The sequence below is a fragment of the Azospirillum doebereinerae genome, assembly GCF_003989665.1.
GTDB classification, from domain to species: domain Bacteria; phylum Pseudomonadota; class Alphaproteobacteria; order Azospirillales; family Azospirillaceae; genus Azospirillum; species Azospirillum doebereinerae.
Window position 1 is genome coordinate 127,300 of sequence record NZ_RZIJ01000018.1, and the last position, 23,675, is coordinate 150,974.

Consider the following 23,675-nt stretch of genomic DNA (forward strand, 5'->3'; position numbering starts at 1 on the left):
CGGCCGGTGCGGGCCCTTTTGCATGGCGCCCTTGAGGGAGTCGTTGCCTTTCGATCCGACACACGCAATAGTGTTTCCTATTCGACCACGGCATAGCGCCGGGTGGTGATTTCTGGTTTTCAACGCCCCATGATCGCTGCTGCGAGCAGGATATTCCTCCGATGGCTGCCGGGGATGGCGCCGCTTCTGTGGGTCTGCGCCCTCCTGGCCGCCGAGCCGGCGCGCGCGCCGTCATTGCTTTCAGACACCGAGCCCTCCGCGCTGGAAACCGCCTTCTCCGTCCGCGCCGGGGAACCGTTGCGGCAGTTCGGCTACGACCTGTTCGCCGCCGGCGCGCCGGAACCGCGGACGCCGCCCGGCGCGGTCCAGGGCGATTACGTGCTGAACACCGGCGACGAGTTGCTGGTCACCCTACGGGGCCAGAAGTCCTTCAGCAAACGCTTCCCCATCGACAGCGGCGGTCTTCTTCTGGTGGACGAGGCGCGGCCGGTGACCGCCGCAGGGCTGACCCTGGCCGCGCTGCGGGCGGAGCTGTCGGCCGCCGTCACCGCCGCCCTGCCCAACACCGACACCTTCGTCTCGCTGGCCGACGTGCGGCGGATCGGGATCGTCGTCACCGGATCGGTGAGCCATCCCGGCCGGCAGGAAGTCAGCGCCTTCGCCACCGTGCTGGACGCCCTGTCCGCGGCCGGCGGCGTGTCGCGCACCGGCTCCCTTCGCCGCATCCGCCTGATTCGGTCGAATGGGGGCGGCGCCGATGGCGGCCGGATCGTCGATCTCTACGACCTGCATCTGACCGGTTCCGGCGATTCGGGCGGAGCGGACCAGCGGCTGCGCGACGGGGACCGGCTGTTCGTTCCGCCGCTGGGGGCCACCGTCGCCGTTGCCGGCCCGGTCAAGCGTCCCGGCATCTATGAACTGCCGCCCGGTCGGCCGCGCCTGCCCGCCACCGATCTCCGCGACTTGGCCGGCGGCCCTCTGCGGCCCGGCGCCCAGCGCGCCGTCCGCTTCGGCATCGGCCCGTCCGGCGAGGAGGTGACGGAGGAGGCCGGCGATCCCGACGCCCCCTTGTTCGGCGACGGCGACCTGCTGATCCTTACGCCGCAGCGCGAGGACCGCCGGAACGAGGTCCGTCTGGAGGGGCATGTCCACCGGCCCGGCCCACGCGCCCTGACCCGCACCCGCAGCCTGTCGGCGCTGGTCGCCAAGGCCGATCTGCGGCCCGATCCCTATCTGCCCTTCGCCGCGCTGGCCACCACCGATCCGGCGACCCGCGCGCGGGTGCTGCGCCCGGTCGATCTGGCGGCGGCCCTGAACGGCCGCGACGACCGCCGCCTCTCGGAGGGCGACACGCTCTATGTGCTGGGCGTCGAGGACGTGGATTTCCTGACATCCGAACCGGTGCTGGCCCTGCTGCGCGGCGAGCGTGCGTTGCCGCCCGACGCCTGCCAAGGGCTGGTGGGGCTGGCTCGCGCGCTGGCGGCGGCGCCCGACGGCTTGCTCGCCACCGGCCGGCAAGCCCGCGCCGCCGCCGGTCTGACCGGCTCCCGCAAGCCCTGCCCACCCCTGTTCGAGGCCGTGCCCGACCTGCTGACCTTCGCGCTGGAGCGTTCGGCCCTGCTGCTGGGAGGCGTGCCGCGTCCGGGCTTCTACCCACGGACCGGTCGCGCCACGGTCGCGGGCCTGGCCCGCGCGGCAGGCGGCGAATCGGAGTTCCTGGACTGGAGCGCCCCATCCACCGATTTCCCATCCGGGCCGGACGCCGTTCTGGAATCATCGGCCCCGCACTACGAACTGGTCGGCCACGTCCGCCGTCCCGGCACCCGCCCGATGAACGGCCGGACCACCCTGCGCGAGGCTCTGGGCGAGGGCGGCGCGCTGAAGCGCGACGTCTATCCTCTGCTCGGCGTCATCGAGCGCTTCGACCGCCGGACGCTGACCCGCTCCCTGATTCCCTTTTCCCCACAGGAGATCGGCACCGGACGTGCCGACCGGGTGCTGGCCGATGGCGACCGCCTGCATCTGTTCCCTGCCGCCCGCCTGCGCGCCCTGCTACGTCCCACGCCGGACACCGGAAAGGGCGATGCCGCGAAGGAAAGGCTGGACGACGCCCGCATGGCGGAATCCGAACCGCTCGATCCCGCCATCACCGCGTTGATCGCCGAGCGCACGGTCCAAATCCGTGGTGCCGTCCGGCAACCCGGCGGCTATCCGGTGGCCGACCGGACCCCATTGGCGGCGCTGGTCGCCGCGGCGGGCGGGTTGTCGAGCGACGCCGACCCGGCGGCGGTCGAACTCACCGGCGCGGACGGCGCGCGCACGGCCGTCGACCTCGGCAGCGCCAAGGACAAGGCAAGGGCCGCCGGCCCCGGCGACGCCATCCGCGTCAACCCGCGCGCCCAAGCGCTGGAGGCCCGCGCCGTCGCCATACTGGGCTCGGTGCGGCGGCCCGGCAGCTACGACGTCGGACGCGGCGAGACTCTGTCCTCGCTGATCGCGCGCGCCGGCGGACTGACCGAGGACGCCTATCCGGCCGGCGCCGTCTTTACCCGCGAGAGCGAACGGCGGCGCGAGAAGGAGCAATTCACCCAGCAGGCCCGCGAGTTGGAACGCGCCCTGACCCTGGAGATCGAAAAGGGCGATCCGGTGAAGGCGGAGAACGTGGCGCTGGCCCGTCAGCTCGCCGCGCAATTGCGCGGTATGGAGCCGCTGGGCCGTGTCGTGGTGGAGGCTGACCCCGCCGTGCTGCGCGCCCGTCCTGAACTGGATCCGCTGCTCGAATCCGACGACCGCATCCACATCCCCAAGCGCCCGCTGTCAGTCTCCGTGGCCGGCGAGGTGATGCACCCCACCGCCGCCCAGTTCGTCAGCGGCAAGAGCGCCGAGGCGTATCTCGGTGAGGCCGGCGGCCCGACACGCAATGCCGATTCGGCGCGCAGTTTCCTCGTGCTGCCGGACGGCAGGGCCCAGCCGCTGTCGTTGTCGCCCTGGAACCACCGGGTGAATGTCATTCCGCCCGGCGCCATGCTGGTCGTGCCGCGCGACCCGAAGCCGTTCGACGCGCTGGAGATGACCAAATCCATTGGCGGCATTCTCGGGCAGTTGGCGATCACCGCCGCGTCCATCGCGGTGATCTCGCGATGACCCCGCCCGAGGCGGCGCGCGGCGGGCTGGCCATCCTGACTGTGACCCGGAACGACCGTACCGGGCTGATGGCCACCCGCGGGACCCTGCGCGCGCAGACGGAGCAGGACTTCACCTGGGTCGTCGTCGACGGGGCTTCGACCGATGGCACCGCCGAGTGGCTGCGCGACCATGGCGATGAAATGGGCTGGTGGCGCTCGGCGCCGGACACCGGTCCCTTCGACGCCATGAACCACGCGCTCGACGCCGCCCGGACGCTCGGCTGCGAGCACGCCCTGTTCCTCAACGCCGGCGACCGGCTGGCCGGGCCGGACAGCGCCGCCTTGCTGCGTGATGCTGTCCGGCTGCACCCCGACGCCACGCTTTTGTACGGGGATGCGCTGGAGCGGCTGGGGGACGAACGTATCCTTCTGAAACCGTCCCGGTCACACCGTTGGGCGGCGCTGGGTATGTTCACGCATCATCAGGCCATGCTTTACCGAATTGCCGCACTGACCGGTCTCCGTTTCGACGACCGCTACGCCATAGCGGCCGACTACGCCTTCACCCTGGCAGCCATGGGGCGCGGCGCAGCGGTGCACTTGCCCTTTGCCATCTGCGTTTTCGCGCCGAACGGGCTGTCGCAGCGCAACCCGGCGCAGGGACGCCGGGAACAGTCCCTCATCCGGCGCGAACTGCTCGGCCATGGACCGTTGCGCGAGACGCTTTTGCAGACGGCGCAACGGTCCGCAACAGCCTTGCGCCGACACTTTCCAGCGGCCTATGCGAAATGGCGTTTCCGGAGAGCGGAAACTTTGTTTCTTTCATAAGCCACCAACCGCCCACATCGAATCAAACGGTTGATGCGCACAAAAGGTTGCATAGAATTTACTTTCTGAACTAAGCATTCCTGTGGTGCCTTCCCCTGTGGCTTCCTTTTCGAGGTACGACCAATGAGCGCGACCAAGACCAAGCTTGCCCCTGCCCACACCCTCTCGCGTCGCGGCGAAGGTCCAAACCCCATCGACATCCATGTGGGCGCCCGTCTGCGTCTGCGCCGGACCTTGCTGGGCTTGAGTCAGGAAAAGCTGGGCGAGGCCGTCGGCATCACCTTCCAGCAGCTCCAGAAATACGAGCGTGGATCGAATCGGATCAGCGCCAGCCGTCTCTACAACCTCTCGCAGGTTCTGGGCGTGCCGGTCAGCTACTTCTTCGACGACATGCCCTCCCCCGACAGCGTCGAGACCGAATCGCTGGTCGCCTTGCCGCCATCGGAAACCGACGAGTTCGAATCCATGGCTAGGCGCGAAACGTTGGAACTGGTGCGCGCCTATTACCGGATCGAGGATCCGAGCGTGCGCAAGCGCACCTTCGACCTGCTGAAGGCGCTGGGCGGCGACAAGCTGGCACTGCTCGAAGACTGACACGGAGCCTTGGGGAGAGCCTCGGGGCGCGGTTTCGCCGGCATGACCGGCGCCACACCGGGGGACGAGGCCTTGTCAAGAAGAGCCCGTGTCTTGACGGCAACCTGCCAGTAGTAGAAGGCACGCGCCAGCGCGTGGTCCAACCCGGCCTGCCCATCGAGGATGCCGAGCTTCGCCACATAGGAATGCAGGAAGGCCAGCAGGGGTCGGCAGGGCGCGTGGTGGAGCAGTCTCTTCATCAGTCGTCGCGCACCGGTTTCGCCATCGATCAGGCGTGCCATGCGGCCATCGGCCCGCAACGCCGCCTCCCAATCGGAATAGCGGTTGTGACGGTCGAACCAAGCGGCCGGGGGTTTCCGGTCGTCATGGTCCATCGGGTGGCGTAGGCGTCCGGTCGCTCCCGCCACAGCGGGTTGGTAGTGCCCCTCGACCTCCCACATGCTGGCGACGTCCAGATCGGGAATGTCTGGAAAGCACGCACGGCGACGGTCGAACAGGATCAGCTTGCGGTTCCAGCAGCCGAACCGCAGCGGCCGTCCGCGCACCGCCGGCCGGCCGTCGATCCAATAGCCGGCGGGAGTTGGACCTGAAGCGCCCGCCATCAGCCGGTCGATCTCCTCCACCAGTTCCGGAGTCGGCCGCTCGTCGGCATCGACGAACAGGACCCAATCATGGGCAAAGGGCAAGTGGTCCAGGCACCATTGCTTCTTCTTCGGGTAACGCCCGTTCCAATGGAAAGGAACCACCCGCGCGCCATGGGCGGCGGCGATGCCCGTCGTCCCATCGATGCTGCCACTGTCCACCACGAAGCGCTCGGCGAAACGGTTGAGCGACGGCAGGCACAGCGGCAGATTGGCGGCCTCGTTCCGGGTCATCACCACGACCGACACGGGGATCGGCGCGGAACTCATGCGGCGCTCCCCCGCCACGCCGCGCGGACGGACAGGACGAAGGCCCCCGCCAGCAGGCCGACCAGCCCCGACAGCGGCACCACCGCCACCGGATTCGGCCAGTCGGGCAAAGCCGATGCGGTCGGCGCCTGGATCGGATCGGCGGCGAAGGGCAGATCGACCTCGATCATCATCGCCACCCGCTCCTGGTCCGACAGAAGGTCGTTGAGCGCGCGACGGTGCTCGGTCACCGTGACCCCGGCCAGCCGGGCCTTCACATGGGCGATCTGCGCCGCGCTGCGCCGGGCCGCTTCGGCCCGCAGATGGGCGTCGGTCGCCGCCGCGATCCGGCCCAGCATCTCCAGCCCGGCGCCCCGGTCGCGGTGGCGCAGCGCGATCCGCCGCATCGGCCCGCTGCGCACCATATCGATCACCAGCCGGTCGCGCAGGGCACGGGCCACCCGTTCCGCGTCGGGCTCTACCCAGTCCCGCCGCCCCACCAGCGCCAGAAGCAGACGCTTGACCATTGGCAGCAGGCCGGGCGGCGGTCGCCACTCCCCCTCCTCCGCGCTCCACCGCTCGGGGAACAGACTGCGCAGGAAGGCCGGATCGCCGGCCAGCCGCTCCGCCACCGGGCCGGAGCCGAACAACTCCAGATACCGGGCGTAATCGGACAGCGCCTCGTCCCCCGGCCCCGGTTCGGCGGCGCCAAGGGCGGATTCGCGCCCCGCCATCACCGGAATCCGAGCGCCCATCGCCGCCGACCCGACCCGCGCGGTCGGTCCGACGATCATCACCACCGTGTGCTCGGGCGGCACGACCCACAGCGCACCCAACGCCAACGTCACGCCAGCCAGCGCGAAGACGGCCAACACCCGCCAACCCGACAGCGCCGTCAGCACCAAGGCGCGAAAATCCACGCCCGCCGTGTCGGGCGTCCGCAGCGTCAGCGACCCGTCAGGCATCCGACACCCGCCGCCACCCATCATGCGCCATTCCCCTGCGTCTCAACAACCCTTCGGCCAGGGCCGAAACGCGCGAAGCGGCGTCCTCGGCTGTCCAGGAGGCCGCGACGGCGGCGGCCCGAACGCCTTCCTCCGCACAGCGGGGCGGGTCGGCGGCGTAGCGGCGCACGGTCTCGGCCAGGGTGGCTCCATCGCCGGGATCCAACACCGCTCCACAGCCCCGGACCCGCTGCGCCGCATCGCTGCCGGAGGGCCCCAGGAACAGGCAGGGACGCCCCGCCGCCTGGGCGCCGGCCAGCTTGCTCGGCACCATCAACCCTTCCGCCGCCTCCGCCATGACGGCCAGATGCAGGTCGGCGCAGGAAAGGCTTTCCGCCAGCCGCTCCGGCGGCTGCCAGGGCTGGAAGAGGACGTTGTCGAGTCCCTGGCCGCGCACCGACTGGGCGAAGGCGGCGTGGCCGCGTCCCTCCCCGATCATCAGGAACCGCACCGCCGGGTCGCTCCGCTGCAGCCGCGCGGCGGCTTCCAGCACGCCATCCATCGGGTGCGCCAAGCCGAGATTGCCCGAATAGGCCACGACGAAGCGGCCCCCCAGCCCCAAGGCGGCGCGGAAGCCATTCCCCTCGTGCGGGATCGGGCGCACCCGCGGATCCGGCCAGTTGGGCAGCACCGTCAGCCGGTCCTCCGGCACGCCGGCCCCGGCAAGGCGTCCGGCCATGCAGCGCCCGATGGCGATCACCGCGTCGTGGCGCCGCAACGCCGCCGCCATCGACCGCTCGACGAAGCCGAGCAGGGGCGCCGGCAACCGCACGCCCAGATGCGGCAGCAGCGCCGGGTAGACGTCCTGGCTCCAATGGATGGCGACGGCGCGGTGGCGGGCGGCCAGCAGCGGGCCGACGCGCGCCAGCAGCGGCGGATCGGTCATGGTGACCACCACGTCGTGGCGCGGCTGCCGCAGCGCATGCCACGTCAACCGGCGCAGCGAATCGAGGTAGGAGCGCGCGTCCGGCCGCTCCCGCCCATCGACGGCGTCGCCGGTCCGGTGAAGAGTCACGCCCGGCGGTGTTTCCGCTTCCCCGCCCGCGCCGTCCGCCACGACGGTGACGCGCCAGCCCAACGCCGCCAGCCGCTCCGCCAGATCGGCAAGGCAGCGTCCGGTCGCCCCGCGATCCGGGGGGAAGACCCTGTTCACGAACAAAATGGACGGACGACACGGACGCACGGGACATCACCGCATGAATTGCACGCGGAAGTATGCATAAGCGTCATTGCATGGACAACGGTTTCCTGATGCCCGACGCCAAAACCATCAAAGAGAGCAGAACGCCAGTGTCGAGGTACTTGAAGCTCGTGTGCAGCCCCAGCGCCATCAGCAGCGGCGGCAGCAAAGACCAGCCCAGCAGCGGATCGACGCGCAGCAGCCGCAGCGCCGCCGGAACCAGCCCGCCGAGATAGGCGGCCAGCGCCAATGCGCCCAGGACGCCGCCCTTGACCAGGACGTAGGTCGCCAGGGTGTGGGTGTAGGACACGCGCCAGCCGCCCACCGCCGGGTTGGACAGCTTGGCGCCCCAGCCGTCGCCGAACAGCAGCGACCAGGGCGATTGCGCGACATGCGCCAGCACCGCCGCCGCCTCCTCCCAGCGGGCGTTGGCGCCGGTCAGGCGGGTCTTCTCCGCCGCCTGCCCCCAGGCGCCGAGCAACGGGTCGCCGAGCAGCAGCCCGACGACCAGCGCCGCCGCCAGGACCGGCACGGCCAACCAGGGCCGCCGACGCCCCAACCAGAGGATCAGGGCGAGCCCCGACAGCGCGGCCAGCCCCAGCGCCGTCCGGTGCACCGCCCCGGCCAACGCCCCCAGGCATAGGGCTCCCCCGCCCGCGCAGCACAGGGCGGCCACCCCGCGCCCCAAGCCGCCCCGCGCGAACAGGCCGAGCGCCAGGGCCGGCAGGGCGACCGCCGCGAACAGCACCGACGGCGCGTTCAGGAAATAGCCGTCGCCATCGGGCATCGCCCGCGTGCCGACCGCGCCGAAGCCCCATTCCACCTGCTTCCACCAGCGCAACGCCAGGAACAGCCCGGCCAGGATCAGCCCGGCGCCCAGGATCGGAACCGCCCGGCCGGCGACGCCGCGCAGGACCGGCACCAGCAACACCGGCAGGAAGAGGTACAGCAGCGGGACCGCGTCGCGCAGGATGTCCGCCGCGTCCCAGCCCAAGGCCGCGGCGCGCAGCAGCGGCGCCCAGAGCAGCCACGCGAAGGCCGGCAACGCCAGGGCCTCCCAGCGCGGCAGCGCGGGCGCCCGCAGGGCATGGCCGGTGACGGCGAACAGCGGGCGGCGCCAGCCCACGGCGGCCAGCAGCAGCAGGCCGATGACCGCCTCGGTCGCGCGCAGCACGGGCGGGGCCGGCGCGCTGAAGGCGCCGTACAGCACCAGCGCAAGGGCCACGGCCAGAGCGGGGAAGGCCGCGCTCCACCGGCCTGCCGCCTCCCCTTCCCCGGCATCGGCGACGGGGATCACCGGAGGCTCAGGCCCAGCGCGCTTCGGCCCGGTCCAGGCGGTAGAACAGCCCTTCGTGCGGGCGCAGGCGCAGGGTGCCGGTCAGCAGGATCGGCTCCTGCGTCTCCCCCAGCGGCGTCCGGCTGTGGACGTGGATCATGCTCGACGGGGCGGGGCTCTGGCAGGCCGGGCAACTGACCGGGTTGGCCGACAGGATGAAGCGGTTGTGCGAGGCCCCGCCGGTGAGGGGAACCATGAACCCGCGCACCGACACCGGCTGCCCGTCCATTTCGGACACGCGGATCGGGAATTGCGGATCGCCCACCGGCCCGCCCAGGCGGACCTGCGCCAAGTCGCGCCACAACGCGGTGTGTTCGTCGAGCGGCAGGTGGAACGGCCCGGCGGCGTGGGCCGGGGCGTCGGCCGAACCGGCGGCCCAGACCGCCCAGCCGGCGACCGGGGCAAGGGCGAGCGGCAGAAGGAACTGACGGCGTGTGGTCATCGCGGTTTTCTCCCTTGATGCGTCCCACCGGCCCCCGCCGTCTTTCGCAAGTGCGCGCACGGGGTGACCGGGGCGGCTCTGCGGCCGACGCTGATCGGCGGGAAGTGTCCAGCATGTGGGACAACCGGTCAACGCGCAAAGCGACGCGGAGGGAAGAGCTTGATGGGAAAGGCATTTCACAAAATGGAATAGGGGCTTCACAAGTCCGCAATGTGTTTGACGCGGCGGGTTTCCGCATACGATAGTCCTGCCGATGTTGCGCCGCACTGGCGATGGCAGCGGCGTATCCGTTCCGGGGACGAGACGAGCCATGGAAACCTTTCGCTTCCAGCCGGGGGAGACCCCGGTCCTGCTCAGCATCCCGCATGTCGGGACGATGATTCCGCCGGACATCGCGGCCGGCATGACCGAGGTCGGGACCGCGCAGCCGGACGTGGACCGCCATCTCGACCGGCTCTACCACTTCGCCCCGGCGCTGGGAATCGGCTTCCTGACGCCGCTCTGTTCGCGCTACGTGGTGGACCTGAACCGCGACCCGTCGAACACGCTCCTCTATCCCGGCGCCAGCGACACCGAAATCTGCCCGCTGACCAGCTTCGACCACGCCCCCCTCTACAAGCCCGGCCACGAGCCGGACGCCGCCGAGGTCGAGCGGCGAATCGGCGCCTACTGGCGCCCCTACCATGAACAGCTTCAGGCGGAGCTGCGCGCCCTCAAGGAGCGCTTCGGGGTCGCCGTGCTGTTCGACGCCCATTCGGTGCGCCGTCGGGTTCCCCGCTTCTTCGAAGGCACCCTGCCCGATTTCAGCCTGGGCACCGCCGAGGGGCAGACCGCCGCCCAGCCGCTGGTCGGCCGGCTGATGAACGTGCTGACCGCGTCGGAGCGGTATTCGGCGGTGCTGAACGGCCGTTTCAAGGGCGGCTACATCACCCGCGCCAACGGCCAGCCCGACGAGAACATCCACGCCATCCAACTGGAGCTGACCCAGTCCACCTACATGGACGAGGAGGCGCCCTACCGCTTCCGCCCCGATCTGGCCGGTCAGGTCCGCCCCTCGCTGGAGCGGCTGATGAGCGTCATCGTCGAATGGGCGTGGGAAAAGGCCTCGGGCCGGCGGCGGGCCGGGTATCTCTGACGCCGGCGCGGTGCGGCGAATGGAACGTTTGGAACGTTTGAAACACCGTGGAACGTTTTTCCGGGTCTGTTCCATGTTCCATCGGCTTGTCCGCCGCACGCTCCGGGGGATGGCGGAAGTGGAAAGGAACATGGCGGAGGCTCCATGGGCGGCGGCAAAGGGCCGTCATGGTAGGGGAAGGTTTGCCGGGTTGTGGGATTTTCGGCAAAAGCTGGCCATCCCAGACTTGGCTGCGGGGCGCGCGAAGATAGCCCTCTCCCGCCCCGGGAGAGGGAAGGGACCCGCCGCGAAGCGGTGGGAAGGGTGAGGGGCTATCGGGACATGGATCCGGTACCACAGCCGATAGCCCCTCACCCTCCCCGCTTCGCGGGTCCCCTCCCTCTCCCGGGGCGGGAGAGGGCTGTGTCGGCGTCGCTGTGTTCTTGGAAATGAACCGCAAGGAAAAAGCGCCGGAGGTTTCCCTCCGGCGCTTTTTTCATACCGAACGAACCCCGCCGATCAGCTCAGCGGCAGCGCCACGAAGCGCAGGTCGCCCTTGCGGTCGACCAGCAGCAGGATGGACTTCTTGCTCTGCTCCTTGGCCTTCTGGACCTTGGCGGTCACGTCCTCCGGCTTGCGGACCTCTTCCTGACCGACCTCCAGCACGACGTCGCCGGCCTTCAGGCCCTTCTCGGCGGCGGTGGAGCTGCTCGACACCTCGGTGATGACCACGCCCTTCAGCTCGGGCTTGATGTCGTACTGCTGGCGCAGCTCCGGGGTGATCGCGGTCAGCTTCATGCCCAGGCTTTCGGTCGGCTTCTGGGCCGGGGCCTTGTCCTTGGGCGCCTGCTTGTCCTCGGGGCCGGCGGCGAGCAGGCCCTGCTCCTCGGCGGCTTCGAGTTCGCCGACCTTGACCTGGATGGTCTGGGTCTTGCCCTTGCGCCACACCTCGACCGGCACGGCCTTTTCGATGGCGGTCTCGGCGACGACGCGCGGCAGGCGCCGCATCTCGTTGATTTCCTTGCCGTCGAACTTGATGACCACGTCGCCGGCCTGGATGCCGGACTTGGCGGCCGGACCGTCCGGCGTGACCGAGGCGACCAGCGCGCCCTTGTGCGCCGGCAGGCCGAGGCTCTCGGCGATCTCCGGCGTCACCGCCTGGATGCGCACGCCCAGCCAGCCGCGCCGGGTCTTGCCGTATTCCTTGAGCTGCGCCACGACCTGCTTGGCGAGGTTCGACGGGATGGCGAAGCCGATGCCGACCGAGCCGCCCGACGGCGAGAAGATCGCCGTGTTGATGCCGATGACCTCGCCGTTCAGGTTGAACATCGGGCCGCCGGAATTGCCCCGGTTGATCGAGGCGTCGGTCTGGAGGAAATCGTCGTAGGGGCCGGCGTCGATGTTGCGCTGCCGGGCCGAGATGATGCCCGCCGTCACCGAGCCGCCCAGACCGAACGGGTTGCCGATGGCCAGCACCCAGTCGCCGACCCGCATCGCGTCGCTGTCGCCGAAGGGAACGGCGGTCAGCGGGTGGCTGGTCTTGATCTTCAGCAGGGCGAGGTCGGTCTTGCCGTCACGGCCGACCAACTCCGCCTTGATGTTGGTGTCGTCCTGGAGGATGACGGTGATCTCGTCGGCGTCCTGGACCACGTGGTTGTTGGTGACCACGTAGCCGTTGGTCGCGTCGATGACGAAGCCCGAGCCCAGCGAGGTCGCCTTGCGCTGCGGCTGGTCCTGCTGCTGCTGGCGGTCGAAGAAGTCGCGGAAGAAATCCTCGAAGGGCGAGCCCGGCGGAAATTGCGGAATCTCGGGGCGCTGGCCCGGCTGGCGCTGCGGCGCGGCCTGGCTGGTCGAGATGTTGACCACGGCGGGCAACAACTTTTCCGCCAGATCGGCGAAGCTGCCGGTGGCCGCGCGGCCCGGCCCGGTCTGGACCTGGGGCTGGCCTTGGGCGTGAGCCTTGGCCGCCATGGAGGGGGCCGCGACCGGGGCCGCCAGCGCCAGCAGCAGCGCCGCCGTCATGGAACGGATGCCCGCCTTCCGGACCGCCCCGCGCCGCCGGGCGGGAGCCGCCGTGGCGGGTTCGATTTTGGGGGTGCTCGTCAACTCTGCTCTCCCTGCCGGACGTTCGGCCCGTTTCGTCAAATCCTGGGGCCGTCCCAGTGTTGGGTCAGGAGTATGGCCGCAAAATGGCGCGCCGGTCCAGTCGAAGGCATGTGAAACTCTTTGTCACGGAGGTCATAGGCCGGACTCCGGGGCAATTGCTTGAAGCGATCGAAAGCCCTTCTCCCCTTGCGGGAGAAGGGTTGGGATGAGGGGTATTCGCCGAAGGCGAAGGACGTTTGCATTCCCCTCACCCCAACCCCTCTCCCGCAAGGGGAGAGGGGCTCAGGCAGCGCCTCAAAACGCTTCAGATTGCTCCGGGACCGGATTCACCGGGGCTGGGGGGCCTGCGGCGACGCCGTTCCGAAATAGCGGAAGAACTCGCCGGTCGGGGACAGCACCATGGTGGTGTCGTCCTTGTTCAGCGTCTTCCGGTAGGCTTCCAGCGAGCGGTAGAACCCGTAGAACTCCGGATCCTGCGCGGTCGCCTCGGCGATCAGCTTCAACGCAGTGTTGTCGCCTTCGCCGCGCAGGATCTGCGAATCGCGCTGCGCCTCGGCCACGATGACCGTGCGTTCGCGCTCGGCGCGCGAGCGGATCTGCTGGGCCTGCTCCTGGCCCTGCGCGCGGGCTTCGGCCGCCTCGCGCTCACGCTCCGAGCGCATGCGGGAGAAGATCGACTGGCTGGTCTCTTCCGGCAGGTCGGCGCGGCGGATGCGGACGTCGACGATCTCGATGCCGAAGCGCTGGGCCTCCGCGTTCACCTGGAGCTTGATGTCGTTCATGATCTTGGCGCGCTCGTCGGACAGCACGGCCAGCACCGTGACGTTGCCCAGCACGCGGCGCAGCGCCGAGTTCACGGTGGCGTTCATCCGGGTCTCGGCGATCGCCTCGGTTCCCGCCGTCTGGTAGAAGCGCAGCGGGTCGTGGATGCGGTAGCGGGCGAAGGCGTCGACGTCCAGGCGCTTCTGGTCGGCCAGGATGACCTGCTCCACCGGCGGGTCGAGGTCGAGCACCCGGCGGTCGAGGATCCGCACCTCCTGGATGAAGGGGATCTTGAACTTCAGGCCCGGTTCGCGGATGACGCGGCGCGGTTCGCCGAACTGGAGGACCAGCGCCTGCTGCGCCTCGTTCACCGTGAAGACGGAGGAGGTCAGGACGACGCCCAGCACGACGATGCCGAGGCCGATGGCGGCGAGAGTGCGGTTCATGATGCGTCCCTCCTCACCGGTTGGTCGCTTGCGGGGCGGGCTGGGTCTGCGTCCCCGGCTGCGGGGCCGCCGGGCGGACCGGCACGCCGGCTCCGGGGGCCTGCGGCTGCGGCGCCAGCTGGTTCAGCGGCAGGTAGGGCACGACCCCCTGCGCGGAGCCGTCGACGATGATCTTGTTCCGGCCGCGCAGGATCTCCTCCATGGTTTCCAGATACATGCGCTTGGCGGTCACGTCCTTGGACAGCGCGTAGGCCTCGTAGATCTTGCTGTAGCGCTGGGCGTCGCCCTGCGCCAGGCTGACGACCTGCTCGCGGTAGGCCGAGGCCTCCTGCACCAGCCGTTCCGCCTCGCCGCGCGCGCGCGGGATGATGTCGTTGCGGTAGGTCTCCGCCTCGTTGCGGGCGCGTTCGCGGTCGGCTCTGGCGCGCTGCACGTCGTTGAAGGCGTCGATCACGGGGGCCGGCGGGTCGGCCTTCTGCAGCTGCACCTGGGTGATCTCGATGCCCGACTGGTACTCGTCCAGCATGGTCTGGAGCAGCTGGCGGGTCGAGGTCTCGGTCTGCTGGCGGGCTTCCGTCAGGGCGGGCTGGAGGTCGGTGCGGCCGATGACCTCGCGCATCGCGCTCTCGGCGGCCTTCTTCACCGTCGATTCCGGATCGCGGATCTTGAACAGGAAGTTGCCGGCGTCCTTGATCACCCAGAACACCGTGAAGTCGATGTCGATGATGTTCTCGTCGCCGGTCAGCATCAGCGATTCGTCGGGCACGTCGCGGTCGCCACGGCGGCCGTCGCCGGCCGAGCGGTAGCCGACCTCGATGCGGTTGACGCGCGTCGTCTTGGGCAGAAGCACCGTCTCGATCGGCGACGGCAGGCGGTAGCGCAGGCCGGGCTGCTCGGTGCGGGTCCATTCGCCAAAGCGCATGACGACGCCCTGCTCGTCCGCCTCGACGCGGTAGATGCCGCTGGCCAGCCAGATCAGCGCGAGAACGCCGACGACCAGCCCGACGCCGCGCCCGCTGCCGATGCCGCCCGGCATGGCGCGGCGCAGGCGGTCCTGGCTGCGCCGCAGAAGATCCTCAAGGTCGGGAGGCGTGGGGCCGCCACCGCCCCCTCCACCGCCGCTGGGGGGACGCCCCCACGGGTTGTTCGGGCCATTGCCGCCCGGCGGAGGACCCCAGGGGCCGCCACCGCCACCCCCACCTTGATTGTTCCACGGCATACGATTCGATCCCCCTTTTCGTGCTCGCTGTTTCGGGATGCGGGATGCAGACCCCCGTTCCCTTTACCATTCTCGAAGAACGGCCCTATAGTGCCCCCCTCCCTTCGGAGCGGTTTCCACCATCGGATACCCGCCAAATATCGGGAAGGCAGCGGAGTTTTCAACCATGGCGCCGATCGGCGAAGCTCAAGTCATGGCGGCGCTGAAGTCCGTCATCGATCCCGACCGGGGCGGCGACATCGTCAGCCTGGGCATGTTGTCGGGTCTCGTGGTGCGCGACGGGCACGTCGCCTTCTCCATCGAGGTCGACCCGAAACGCGGCGCCCAGGCCGAACCGGTGCGCCACGCCGCCGAGAAGGCGGTGGAGGCCCTGCCCGGCGTGTTGTCGGTCACCGCCGTGCTGACCGCCCACCGGAGCGGCCCGCAGGCGGCGCCGGCGAAGGCTCAAGCGCCGGGTCATTCGCACGCCGGTCATTCGCACGGCCCCGGCGGGCATGGCCACGGCCCGGCCCAGGGCGCTTCGGAGCAGAAGCCGCTGGTTCCCGGCGTGAAGGCGATCGTCGCCGTCGCGTCCGGCAAGGGCGGCGTCGGCAAATCGACCACCTCGGTCAATCTGGCGCTGGCGCTGGCCGCCAACGGGCAGCGGGTCGGCCTGCTCGACGCCGACATCTACGGGCCGTCGATGCCGCGCATGATGGGCATCTCCGGCCGCCCCAGCAGCCCCGACGGCAAGCGGCTGGAGCCGATGGAGAATTACGGAATCAAGGTGATGTCCATGGGCTTCCTGGTGGCCGAGGACACGCCGATGATCTGGCGCGGCCCGATGGTGATGAGCGCCTTGCAGCAGATGCTGCGCGACGTGAACTGGGGAGATCTCGACGTGCTGGTGGTCGACATGCCGCCCGGCACCGGCGACGCGCAGCTCACCATGGCGCAGCAGGTGCCGCTGGCCGGGGCGGTGATCGTCTCGACGCCGCAGGACATAGCACTCCTCGACGCCCGCAAGGGGCTGAACATGTTCCGCCGGGTCGACGTGCCGGTGTTGGGCATCATCGAGAACATGAGCTATTTCTGCTGCCCCAACTGCGGCCACCGCACCGAGATCTTCAGCCACGGCGGCGCCCGCAAGGAAGCGTCGGACCTGGGCATGGAGTTCCTCGGCGAGATCCCGCTGCACCTGTCGATCCGCGAGACCTCCGACCTGGGCCAGCCCATCGTGGTGTCGCAGCCCGATTCGGAGCACGCGCAGTCCTACCGCCGCATCGCGGCGCGGCTGTGGGAGAAGATCGGCGGCGGCGGCGGGCGGGCCGCGCCGAAGATCGTCATCCAGTAGGCGAAACGGTTCGGGGCGGGTCTTCTCAGGCCCGCTCCGAGCCCGGCGCGCCGGTGCTCCACAGCAGGCCCAGCACCACGCCCTTGCAGCGCGGCAGCAGGATCAGCGTCATCACCAGCGCCAGCAGCGGCCAGACCGCCATGTGGACCCAGGTCGGCGGCTCGTAGACCTGCTCGACGTGCAGCAGCGCCGGGATGACGACGTGGCCGACGATCAGGATCGTCATCCAGGGCGGCGCGTCGTCGGCGCGCAGATGGCCGTAGACCTCGCCGCAGACCGCGCACTGGTCCACCGGTTTCAGGTAGTTGCGCAGCAGGCGCCCCTCCCCGCAGTTGGGGCAGCGGCCGATCAGGCCGCGCAGCGACGCGATGAACTTCGAGGGTGCCGGCGTGCTCGTGATCATGCCCTGTCCTTCCGTGTTGCCCGCAATATAGGCTCTTTCCAAACGCGACGCACCCCCGGTCCATTCGCCGCGCCTCTTGGCGCTCGATCCTGGGGGCGAGGCGGTTGACGGCGGCGCGACCCCGGTCTAGGGGATGGCCTTCCCGTTCCGGAGACGACGAAGCCATGTTCCTCCCCCGCCTGCTGTCCGCCGCGGTCGCTCTGGTCGCCGCCCTGGCCCCCCTGCCCGTCCTGGCCCAGACGAAGACGGTCGCCATCACCGCCATCGTCCAGCACCCGGCGCTCGACGCCACCCGCGACGGCGTGGTCGAGGCGCTGAAGGCGGCCGGCTGGACCGTCGGCGAGAACCTGAAGGTCGAATACCAGAGCGCGCAGGGCAACCCGGCCACCGCCGCCCAGATCGCCCGCCAGTTCGCCGGGTCGAAGCCGGACGTGATCGTGCCGATCTCCACCCCCTCGGCCCAGGCGGTCGCGGCGGCCACGCGCGACGTCCCGGTGGTCTTCACCGCCGTGACCGACCCGGTCGGCGCGCAGCTGGTCAAGAGCCTGGAGAAGCCCGGCGCCAACATCACCGGCCTGTCCGACCTGTCGCCGGTGGCCGCCCATGTCGGCCTGATCCGCGAGATCCTGCCCGCCGCCAAGCGGCTCGGCGTGCTGTACAATCCGGGCGAGCCGAACTCGGTCGTGCTGGTCAAGCTGCTGAAGGAGGAGGCCGCCAAGGCCGGCTTCTCGGTGGTCGAGGCCTCGGTGCCGAAATCGTCGGACGCGCAGCCGGCGGTGCGCAGCCTCGTCGGCAAGGCCGACGCGGTGTACATCCCGCTCGACAACACGGTGGTCTCGGCGCTGGAGAGCGTCATCTCGGTCGGGCAGCAGGCCAAGCTGCCGGTCTTCTCCGCCGACACCGACAGCGTGGCGCGCGGCACGGCGGCGTCCATCGGCTTCGACTATGCCCAGGTCGGCCGCCAGACCGGCGAGATCGTCGCCCGCGTGCTCAAGGGCGAGAAGCCGGGGGACATCGCGGTGTCGGCCGCCAAGGGAACGGATCTGGTCGTGAACCCGAAATCGGCGGCGGCGATGGGGGTGACCATTCCGGACGCGGTGGTGGCGCGGGCGACCAGGGTGGTCGGGCAATAAGGTTCAGGGGCGTTTTGCCCCCTCCCTAACCCTCCCCCGCTTCGCGGGAGAGGGAACTCCGCCGAACGCCGACACCCCCCCTGCCCCCTCTCCCGCCAACGGCGGGGGAGGGATGGGGAGGGGGCCAAGCACTTCATCTTAAAAAAGCACCCCCGCATGAGCGAAATCGCCCTCTTCGGCGCCATCGAGATCGGACTCGTCTACGCGCTGGTCGCGGTCGGCGTGTTCCTGTCCTTCCGCATCCTCGACTTCCCCGACCTGACGGTGGACGGCAGCTTCCCGCTGGGCGCGGCCGTCTGCGCCGTGCTGCTGATCGCCGGGGTCAACCCGTGGCTGGCCAGCCTCGCGGCGGCGCTGGCGGGGGCCTTGGCCGGGCTGGTGACGGCGGCGCTGAACCTGCGCTTCAAGATCCTGCACCTGCTCGCCAGCATCCTGACGATGATCGCGCTGTTCTCGGTCAATCTGCGGGTCATGGGGCGGCCGAACGTGGCGCTGCTGATGCAGGACACGGTGCTGACGCCCTTCTATGGGCTGGGCATTCCCGACCACATCGTGCGGCCCCTGGTGGTGCTGGTGATCGTCGCCGTGGTGGTGGCGCTGCTGGCGCGCTTCCTCGCCAGCGAGTTCGGGCTGGCCATGCGGGCGACCGGGGTCAACGCGCGGATGGCCCGCGCCCAGGGGGTGAACACCGACGCCCACGTTTACAGTGGGATCGCGCTGTCCAACGGGCTGTGCGGGCTGGCGGGCGCGCTGTTCGCGCAGACCAACGGCTTCGCCGACGTCACCACCGGCATCGGCACCATCGTGGTGGGGCTGGCCGCCGTCATCGTCGGCGAGACGGTGCTGCCGGCCCGCGCGCTGGTGCTGACGCTGGTCGGCTGCGTGGTCGGCTCGATCCTCTACCGGCTGGCGGTGCAGTTGGCGCTGTCGGCCGACGCCATCGGCTTGCAGGCGTCGGACCTGAACCTCGTCACCGCGCTGCTGGTCGCCGTCGCGCTGATCCTGCCGCGCCTGCGCCAGAAGGCCAAAGCCAAGTCCACAGCCGGCGGGAGGGTCGCGCGATGATCGCCGTCCAGGACATCCACGTCACCTTCGGTCCCGGCACGCCGCTGGAGAAGCACGCGCTGCGCGGCATCGACCTGACCATCCCGGAAGGCCAGTTCGTCACGGTGATCGGCTCCAACGGGGCCGGGAAGTCGACCTTCCTCGGCGCGCTGGCCGGCGACGTGCTGGCCGACCGGGGGCGCATCGCCATCGACGACACCGACGTCACCCGCTGGGACACGCCGCGCCGCGCCGGGCTCGTCGCCCGCGTCTTCCAGGACCCGATGGCCGGAAGCTGCGCCGCCCTGACCATCGAGGAGAACATGGCGCTCGCCGCCGCGCGCGGGCGCCGGCGCGGGCTGGGACTGGCGCTCGGGCCGAACCGGCGGCGCGGCTTCAAGGAGCGCATCGCGGCGCTGGGCCTCGGGCTGGAGAACCGGCTGCACGACCGGATGGGGCTGCTGTCGGGCGGGCAGCGGCAGGCGGTCAGCCTGCTGATGGCGACGCTGGCCGGCTCGAAGATCCTGCTGCTGGACGAGCACACCGCCGCGCTCGACCCGGCCACCGCCGATTTCGTGCTGGACCTGACCCGGCGCATCGTCCGCGAGAACCGGCTGACCACGCTGATGGTCACCCATTCGATGCGGCAGGCGCTGGATTACGGCGACCGCACGCTGATGCTGCACGAGGGGCGGATCGTCCTCGACGTGGCGGGCGAGGAGCGCGCCGGCCTCGACGTGCCGCATCTGCTGGCGCTGTTCGCCAAGCAGCGCGGCGGGGCCGAGATCAGCGACGACAGCCTGCTGATCGGCTGAAGACGCGCATCACTTCTCCTCCCGGTCCGCCTCGAACAGCGATTGCAGCTCCTCGGCGGCCTGTTTGGAGGTCTGGATCAGCCGGCCCTCGTCGTGGTGGACGGCGTGCTGGCGGATCAGGGTGCGCTCGTCGTGGGCGCGGAAGGTGTCGAGCGACCGCGTCACCTCGGCCTCCTCGACGCCCAGCGCGCGCAGCACGTCGGCGGTCAGCCGCAGGCTCGAATCGAAGGTCTCGCGGACGATGTTGGCGACGCCCCGGTCCATCAGCTGGTGGACGTGCCAGCGGTTGCGGGCGCGCACGAACACGGTCAGGTTGGGGAAGTGCCGCCGCACCATCTCGACGACGCGCAGCGATTCCTCCATCTCGGCGAGCGCGACGACCAGGATGCGCGCCTTGTCCGCCCCGGCGGCGCGCAGCAGGTCGACCCGCGTCGGGTCGCCGTAATAGACCTGGGTCCCGAATTTCCGCACGAAATCGACCTGCGCCGCGCTCTTTTCCAGCGCGGTGAAGGGGATGCCGCGCATCCGCAGCACGCGCCCGACCACCTGCCCGACCCGGCCGAAGCCGCAGATGATGACCGGCGCGCCGTCGCTGTGGATGGCGTCGAAGGGACGCTTGGGCTTGACCAGCAGGCGCGGCACCAGCCAGCGCTCCGAACCCGCGAAGACGAAGGGGGTGGCGATCATCGACAGCGTCACCACCAGCATCGCCGCCGACGCCTGCTCCGGCGCCATCGAACCGCCGGCCACCGCCAGCCCGAACAGCACGAAGCCGAACTCGCCGCCCTGGCTCAGCACCGCGCCCATCCGCACGGCCCCGGCCAACGGCACCCCGGCGATCCGCGCCAGCGCCACCAGCACCAGCGCCTTGGCCGCCATCACGCCCAGCGCCAGCCCGATGAAGCGCAGCGGGTGTTCCATCAGGGCCGGCAGATCGGCCCCCATTCCCACCGAGACGAAGAACAGGCCGAGCAGCAACCCCTCGAAGGGCTGGATGTCGGCCTGGACCTCGTGCCGGTATTCCGAATCGGAGAGCAGCACCCCGGCCATGAAGGCGCCGAGCGACATCGACAGCCCGGCCTCCTCGATCAGCACCGCCGTGCCGATGACCACCAGCAGCGCGGTCGCGGTGAAGATCTCCGGCGCACCGGCCCGGTCCACGATCCGGAACAGCGGGCGCAGCAGGAACCGCCCGCCGAGCAGCACGGCGGCGACCGCCAGCGCGCCCTCGGCCACCGCGACCCAGGGGCTGCCGGTGGCCGGCGCCGAACCGCTGCCGAGCAGCGGCAGCAGCGCCACCGCCGGGATGATCGCCAGATCCTGGAACAGCAGCACGGAGAAGGCGTTGCGCCCCGACTGGTTGGCGAGCAGGCCGCGCTCCGCCAGCATCGGCAGCGCCATGGCGGTGGAGGACAGCGCCAGCCCGAACCCCGCGACCACGGCGGCGGCCACCGGCAGGCCCAGCGCCAGCACGCCCAGCCCGGCGACCAGCGCCGCCGTCACGCCGACCTGCGCGCCGCCCAGCCCCAGCACCGATTTGCGCATGACCCACAGGCGGGCCGGGCGAAGCTCCAGCCCGATCAGGAACAGCAGCATGACGACGCCAAGTTCCGAGGCGTGGCCGATGGCCTCGACGTTGGTGACGAGGCCCATCCCCGCCGGCCCCACCGCCAGCCCGGCGGCGAGGTAGCCGAGCGGCGCGCCGAATCCGAACCGTTTCGCCACCGGAACGGCGACCACCATCGCCACCAGCAGCACCACCACCGTCACCAGCCCCGCCATCGCCCTGTCCGTTTTCTTTTGCTTGGAGTCGAGACTATGGCCGGAATTGGGCGAAGGGCGAGAGGGTTTTCCGACGAAAAGGCCCTTCTCCCCTTGCGGGAGAAGGGTTGGGATGAGGGGTATTCGCCGAAGGCGAAGAAGAGGGGTTTGCCCCCCTCACCCCAACCCCTCTCCCGCAAGGGGAGAGGGGCTTCAAACGCTCAGCTCAATCGATGTTGAGCGCGAAGGAGGCCCTTCCCTGCCCCGCCGCCGCGCGCTGCCACATGGCGCCGAAGGCCGCCTCCAGCGCGCGGGTGAAGCGCACGCCGTCCAGCGCGGGCGAGGCCCGCAGGCGGTCGCGCAACAGCCCCCGCAGCCCGGCCAGCGCCTCCGGGTCGGAGACCAGCGCCGCCGCCATGGCGACGTAGGCGTCCTCGCCCTCGACCGCCAGACCCGACAGCCCGGCCGAGGCCAGATGGGTCACCGAATGGCGCGAACAGAAGCGCTCGCCCCCCAGCGTCACCACCGGCACGCCCATCCACAGCGCCTCCAGCGTCGTCAGCCCGCCCGAATAGGGGAAGGGATCCAATGCCACGTCGACGGCGCCGTAGCCGTCCAGGAATTCCCGGTGCGGCGCCCCGCCCAGCAGCTCGATCCGCCCCGGATCGGCCCCGGCCCGCGCGAACAGGGCGAGCACCCGCTCCCGCTGCCCGGCATCGTCCAGCCCCGGCGTGCGCAGCAGCAGCCGCGAGCCCGGCACGGCGTCGAGCACCCGCGTCCACAGCGCCGCGACCGCCGGGTTGAGCTTCGGCAAGGCGTTCAGCGACCCGAAGGTCGGGGCGCCGCGCGCCAGCATCGGCAGCGGCGCCACCGGCGGCGCGTCGTCGGGCGGTCCCCAGGGGACGTAGGAATCGGGCATGCGGACGATGCCCTCGATGGCCCAGCCGTCGGCCCCCTCGGGGCTCTGGCGGCGGTCGGAGATCAGGTAGTCCATCGCCGGCAGGCCGGTGGTGCCGACATAGCCGGCCCAGGTGACCTGCACCGGCGCCGCCCGCGTGGCGAAGACGCCCAGCCGGTTGCCGAAGGTGTGCCCGGCAAGGTCGACCAGCACATGGATGTTGTCGGCGCGGATGCGCGCGGCGAGATCGGCGTCGCTCATCGCCGCCGTCCACACCCAGGTGTCGGCCAAGGCCCGCAGCCGCTCGGTCTTCCGATCCGGGTTGGCGGTGTTGGCGTAGCAGACCACCTCCACCGCGTCGCGGTCGTGCGCGGCCAGCACCGGTTCCAGGAAGAAGCCGACCGGGTGCGCCCGGAAATCGGGGGAGACGTAGCCGATCCGCAGCTTCGGCGCCGGGGCCGCGACGGCGGGGGCCGGACGGTCCGGATAGCGCGCGCCCCAATCGGCGTGGGCCTGGGCGACCTGCGCCATGGTCCGGCCGGGGTCGAACTGCATCAGGAACAGCCGCGCCGTGTGCAGCGAATCGGCGCCGGGGTGCAGGCGCAGGGCGCGCTCGATCCCGGCCAGCGACTCGGCCAGCCGGCCCTGGACCGACAGCACGCGGGTGGAACGGTTGGCGAGCGCCTCGGCCCGCGCCGGGTCGAGCGCCAGCGCCGATTCGTAGGCACGCCCCGCCGCGTTCAGCCGGTTCAGCTCCGCCAGGGCGTTGCCGATGTTGTAGGGATGCACCCAGCCGCCGGGCTCCAGCACGCCCGCGCGGCGGTAGAGCCGCACCGCCTCGTCCCGGCGCGCCTGGGCGCGCAGCAGCACCCCGGCGTTGGCGACCGCCGCCAGCCCGGCCGGGTCGAGCGCCATCGCCCGGCGGTAGCAGCCTTCCGCCAGATCGGCGCGGTCGGCGGTGCGCAGGGCGTCCGCCATCGCCAGCAGGCCGTCCATCGCCATCGCCAGCCCGCCGTCGAGGTTCAACGCCCCGGCGTAGGCCTGCACGGCCCCCAGCGCGTCGCCCCTGCTCTCCAGCACCAGCCCGTAATTCGCCCACCACACCGCGACGCCGGGATGGGCGGCGATGGCCTGGGCGATGAGATCCTGGGCCTCGTCGAAACGGCCCGCCTGCGCCGCGACCAGGCCCCGGCGGTGACAGCCTTCGGCCTGATCGGGCGTCATGGCGATGGTCTCCCTATG

The 23,675-nt window shown here is 70.7% G+C and carries 19 protein-coding genes; 8 read left to right on the forward strand and 11 right to left on the reverse strand.

All coding sequences use genetic code 11. The features are described 5' to 3' along the window. Positions 1-174: 174 nt before the first annotated feature. The 3 genes from EJ913_RS21165 to EJ913_RS21175 all read left to right on the forward strand — a co-directional run bounded on the left by EJ913_RS21165 (position 175) and on the right by EJ913_RS21175 (position 4,547). Positions 175-3,144 (forward strand): SLBB domain-containing protein, encoded by a 2,970-nt coding sequence (locus EJ913_RS21165; RefSeq protein ID WP_244939439.1) that lies wholly within the window; start codon positions 175-177, stop codon positions 3,142-3,144. Continuing rightward, a complete protein-coding gene (locus EJ913_RS21170; protein WP_127001581.1) occupies positions 3,141-3,953 on the forward strand; it encodes a glycosyltransferase family protein in 813 nt (270 codons plus the stop codon). Before EJ913_RS21165 ends, EJ913_RS21170 begins: the two co-directional genes overlap by 4 nt. A 123-nt stretch (positions 3,954-4,076) precedes the next feature. Beyond that, complete coding sequence (locus EJ913_RS21175; protein ID WP_127001583.1) at positions 4,077-4,547, forward strand: helix-turn-helix domain-containing protein; 471 nt, start codon at positions 4,077-4,079, stop codon at positions 4,545-4,547. On the opposite strand, the gene EJ913_RS21180 is transcribed toward EJ913_RS21175, so the two are convergent. The 5 genes from EJ913_RS21180 to EJ913_RS21200 form a co-directional block, all read right to left on the reverse strand. Next, positions 4,457-5,458 carry a glycosyltransferase family 2 protein gene (locus tag EJ913_RS21180; protein WP_127001585.1) on the reverse strand — a complete coding sequence of 334 codons (1,002 nt, stop codon included), beginning with the start codon at positions 5,456-5,458 and terminating at the stop codon, positions 4,457-4,459. The two genes, EJ913_RS21175 and EJ913_RS21180, sit on opposite strands and share 91 nt — an antisense overlap. Continuing rightward, entirely contained in the window at positions 5,455-6,402 is a 948-nt protein-coding gene (locus EJ913_RS21185; RefSeq protein ID WP_127001587.1) for a hypothetical protein, read from the reverse strand. The genes EJ913_RS21180 and EJ913_RS21185 overlap by 4 nt, the downstream gene beginning before the upstream one ends. Further along, positions 6,395-7,594, reverse strand: a complete 1,200-nt coding sequence (locus tag EJ913_RS21190) for a glycosyltransferase family 4 protein (RefSeq protein WP_244939440.1) — start codon at positions 7,592-7,594, stop codon at positions 6,395-6,397. Before EJ913_RS21190 ends, EJ913_RS21185 begins: the two co-directional genes overlap by 8 nt. Before the next feature lie 73 nt (positions 7,595-7,667). Continuing rightward, complete coding sequence (locus tag EJ913_RS21195; RefSeq protein WP_244939441.1) at positions 7,668-8,918, reverse strand: hypothetical protein; 1,251 nt, start codon at positions 8,916-8,918, stop codon at positions 7,668-7,670. Positions 8,919-8,925: 7 nt separating this feature from the next. Then, on the reverse strand, positions 8,926-9,399 hold the full coding sequence (locus tag EJ913_RS21200) for a DUF3299 domain-containing protein (protein WP_127001591.1): 474 nt from the start codon (positions 9,397-9,399) through the stop codon (positions 8,926-8,928). 310 nt (positions 9,400-9,709) lie between these two features. Between EJ913_RS21200 and hutG the strand changes: the two genes are divergently transcribed. Next, a complete protein-coding gene (gene hutG, locus EJ913_RS21205) occupies positions 9,710-10,534 on the forward strand; it encodes an N-formylglutamate deformylase (RefSeq protein WP_127001593.1) in 825 nt (274 codons plus the stop codon). A gap of 498 nt (positions 10,535-11,032) precedes the next feature. On the opposite strand, the gene EJ913_RS21210 is transcribed toward hutG, so the two are convergent. From EJ913_RS21210 to hflK, 3 genes are all read right to left on the reverse strand, one after another. Beyond that, on the reverse strand, positions 11,033-12,535 hold the full coding sequence (locus EJ913_RS21210; RefSeq protein WP_127001648.1) for a DegQ family serine endoprotease: 1,503 nt from the start codon (positions 12,533-12,535) through the stop codon (positions 11,033-11,035). A gap of 410 nt (positions 12,536-12,945) precedes the next feature. Next, complete coding sequence (gene hflC / locus EJ913_RS21220) at positions 12,946-13,827, reverse strand: protease modulator HflC (protein WP_127001595.1); 882 nt, start codon at positions 13,825-13,827, stop codon at positions 12,946-12,948. Between the two features lie 13 nt (positions 13,828-13,840). Then, the gene (gene hflK, locus EJ913_RS21225; RefSeq protein WP_238519807.1) at positions 13,841-15,046 is read right to left on the reverse strand and encodes an FtsH protease activity modulator HflK; all 1,206 of its coding nucleotides are present in this window, start codon (positions 15,044-15,046) and stop codon (positions 13,841-13,843) included. Positions 15,047-15,212: 166 nt separating this feature from the next. On the opposite strand from hflK, the gene apbC reads away from it, so the two are divergent. Beyond that, a complete protein-coding gene (gene apbC / locus EJ913_RS21230; protein ID WP_127001597.1) occupies positions 15,213-16,379 on the forward strand; it encodes an iron-sulfur cluster carrier protein ApbC in 1,167 nt (388 codons plus the stop codon). A gap of 25 nt (positions 16,380-16,404) precedes the next feature. Here apbC and EJ913_RS21235 read toward each other — a convergent pair whose 3' ends face one another. Beyond that, the gene (locus EJ913_RS21235) at positions 16,405-16,782 is read right to left on the reverse strand and encodes a DUF983 domain-containing protein (protein ID WP_127001599.1); all 378 of its coding nucleotides are present in this window, start codon (positions 16,780-16,782) and stop codon (positions 16,405-16,407) included. A 164-nt stretch (positions 16,783-16,946) separates the two neighbouring features. Here EJ913_RS21235 and EJ913_RS21240 point away from each other — a divergent pair, with 164 nt between their 5' ends. From EJ913_RS21240 to EJ913_RS21250, 3 genes are all read left to right on the forward strand, one after another. Further along, a complete protein-coding gene (locus EJ913_RS21240) occupies positions 16,947-17,915 on the forward strand; it encodes an ABC transporter substrate-binding protein (RefSeq protein ID WP_127001601.1) in 969 nt (322 codons plus the stop codon). Positions 17,916-18,071: 156 nt separating this feature from the next. Then, on the forward strand, positions 18,072-18,980 hold the full coding sequence (locus tag EJ913_RS21245; protein ID WP_127001603.1) for an ABC transporter permease: 909 nt from the start codon (positions 18,072-18,074) through the stop codon (positions 18,978-18,980). Beyond that, positions 18,977-19,774, forward strand: coding sequence for an ABC transporter ATP-binding protein (locus EJ913_RS21250; RefSeq protein ID WP_127001605.1), 798 nt, complete (start codon positions 18,977-18,979; stop codon positions 19,772-19,774). Before EJ913_RS21245 ends, EJ913_RS21250 begins: the two co-directional genes overlap by 4 nt. Before the next feature lie 9 nt (positions 19,775-19,783). Here EJ913_RS21250 and EJ913_RS21255 read toward each other — a convergent pair whose 3' ends face one another. After that, positions 19,784-21,556, reverse strand: a complete 1,773-nt coding sequence (locus tag EJ913_RS21255) for a monovalent cation:proton antiporter-2 (CPA2) family protein (protein WP_127001607.1) — start codon at positions 21,554-21,556, stop codon at positions 19,784-19,786. A gap of 205 nt (positions 21,557-21,761) precedes the next feature. Continuing rightward, complete coding sequence (locus EJ913_RS21265; protein ID WP_127001611.1) at positions 21,762-23,657, reverse strand: O-linked N-acetylglucosamine transferase, SPINDLY family protein; 1,896 nt, start codon at positions 23,655-23,657, stop codon at positions 21,762-21,764. Positions 23,658-23,675 lie beyond the last annotated feature (18 nt).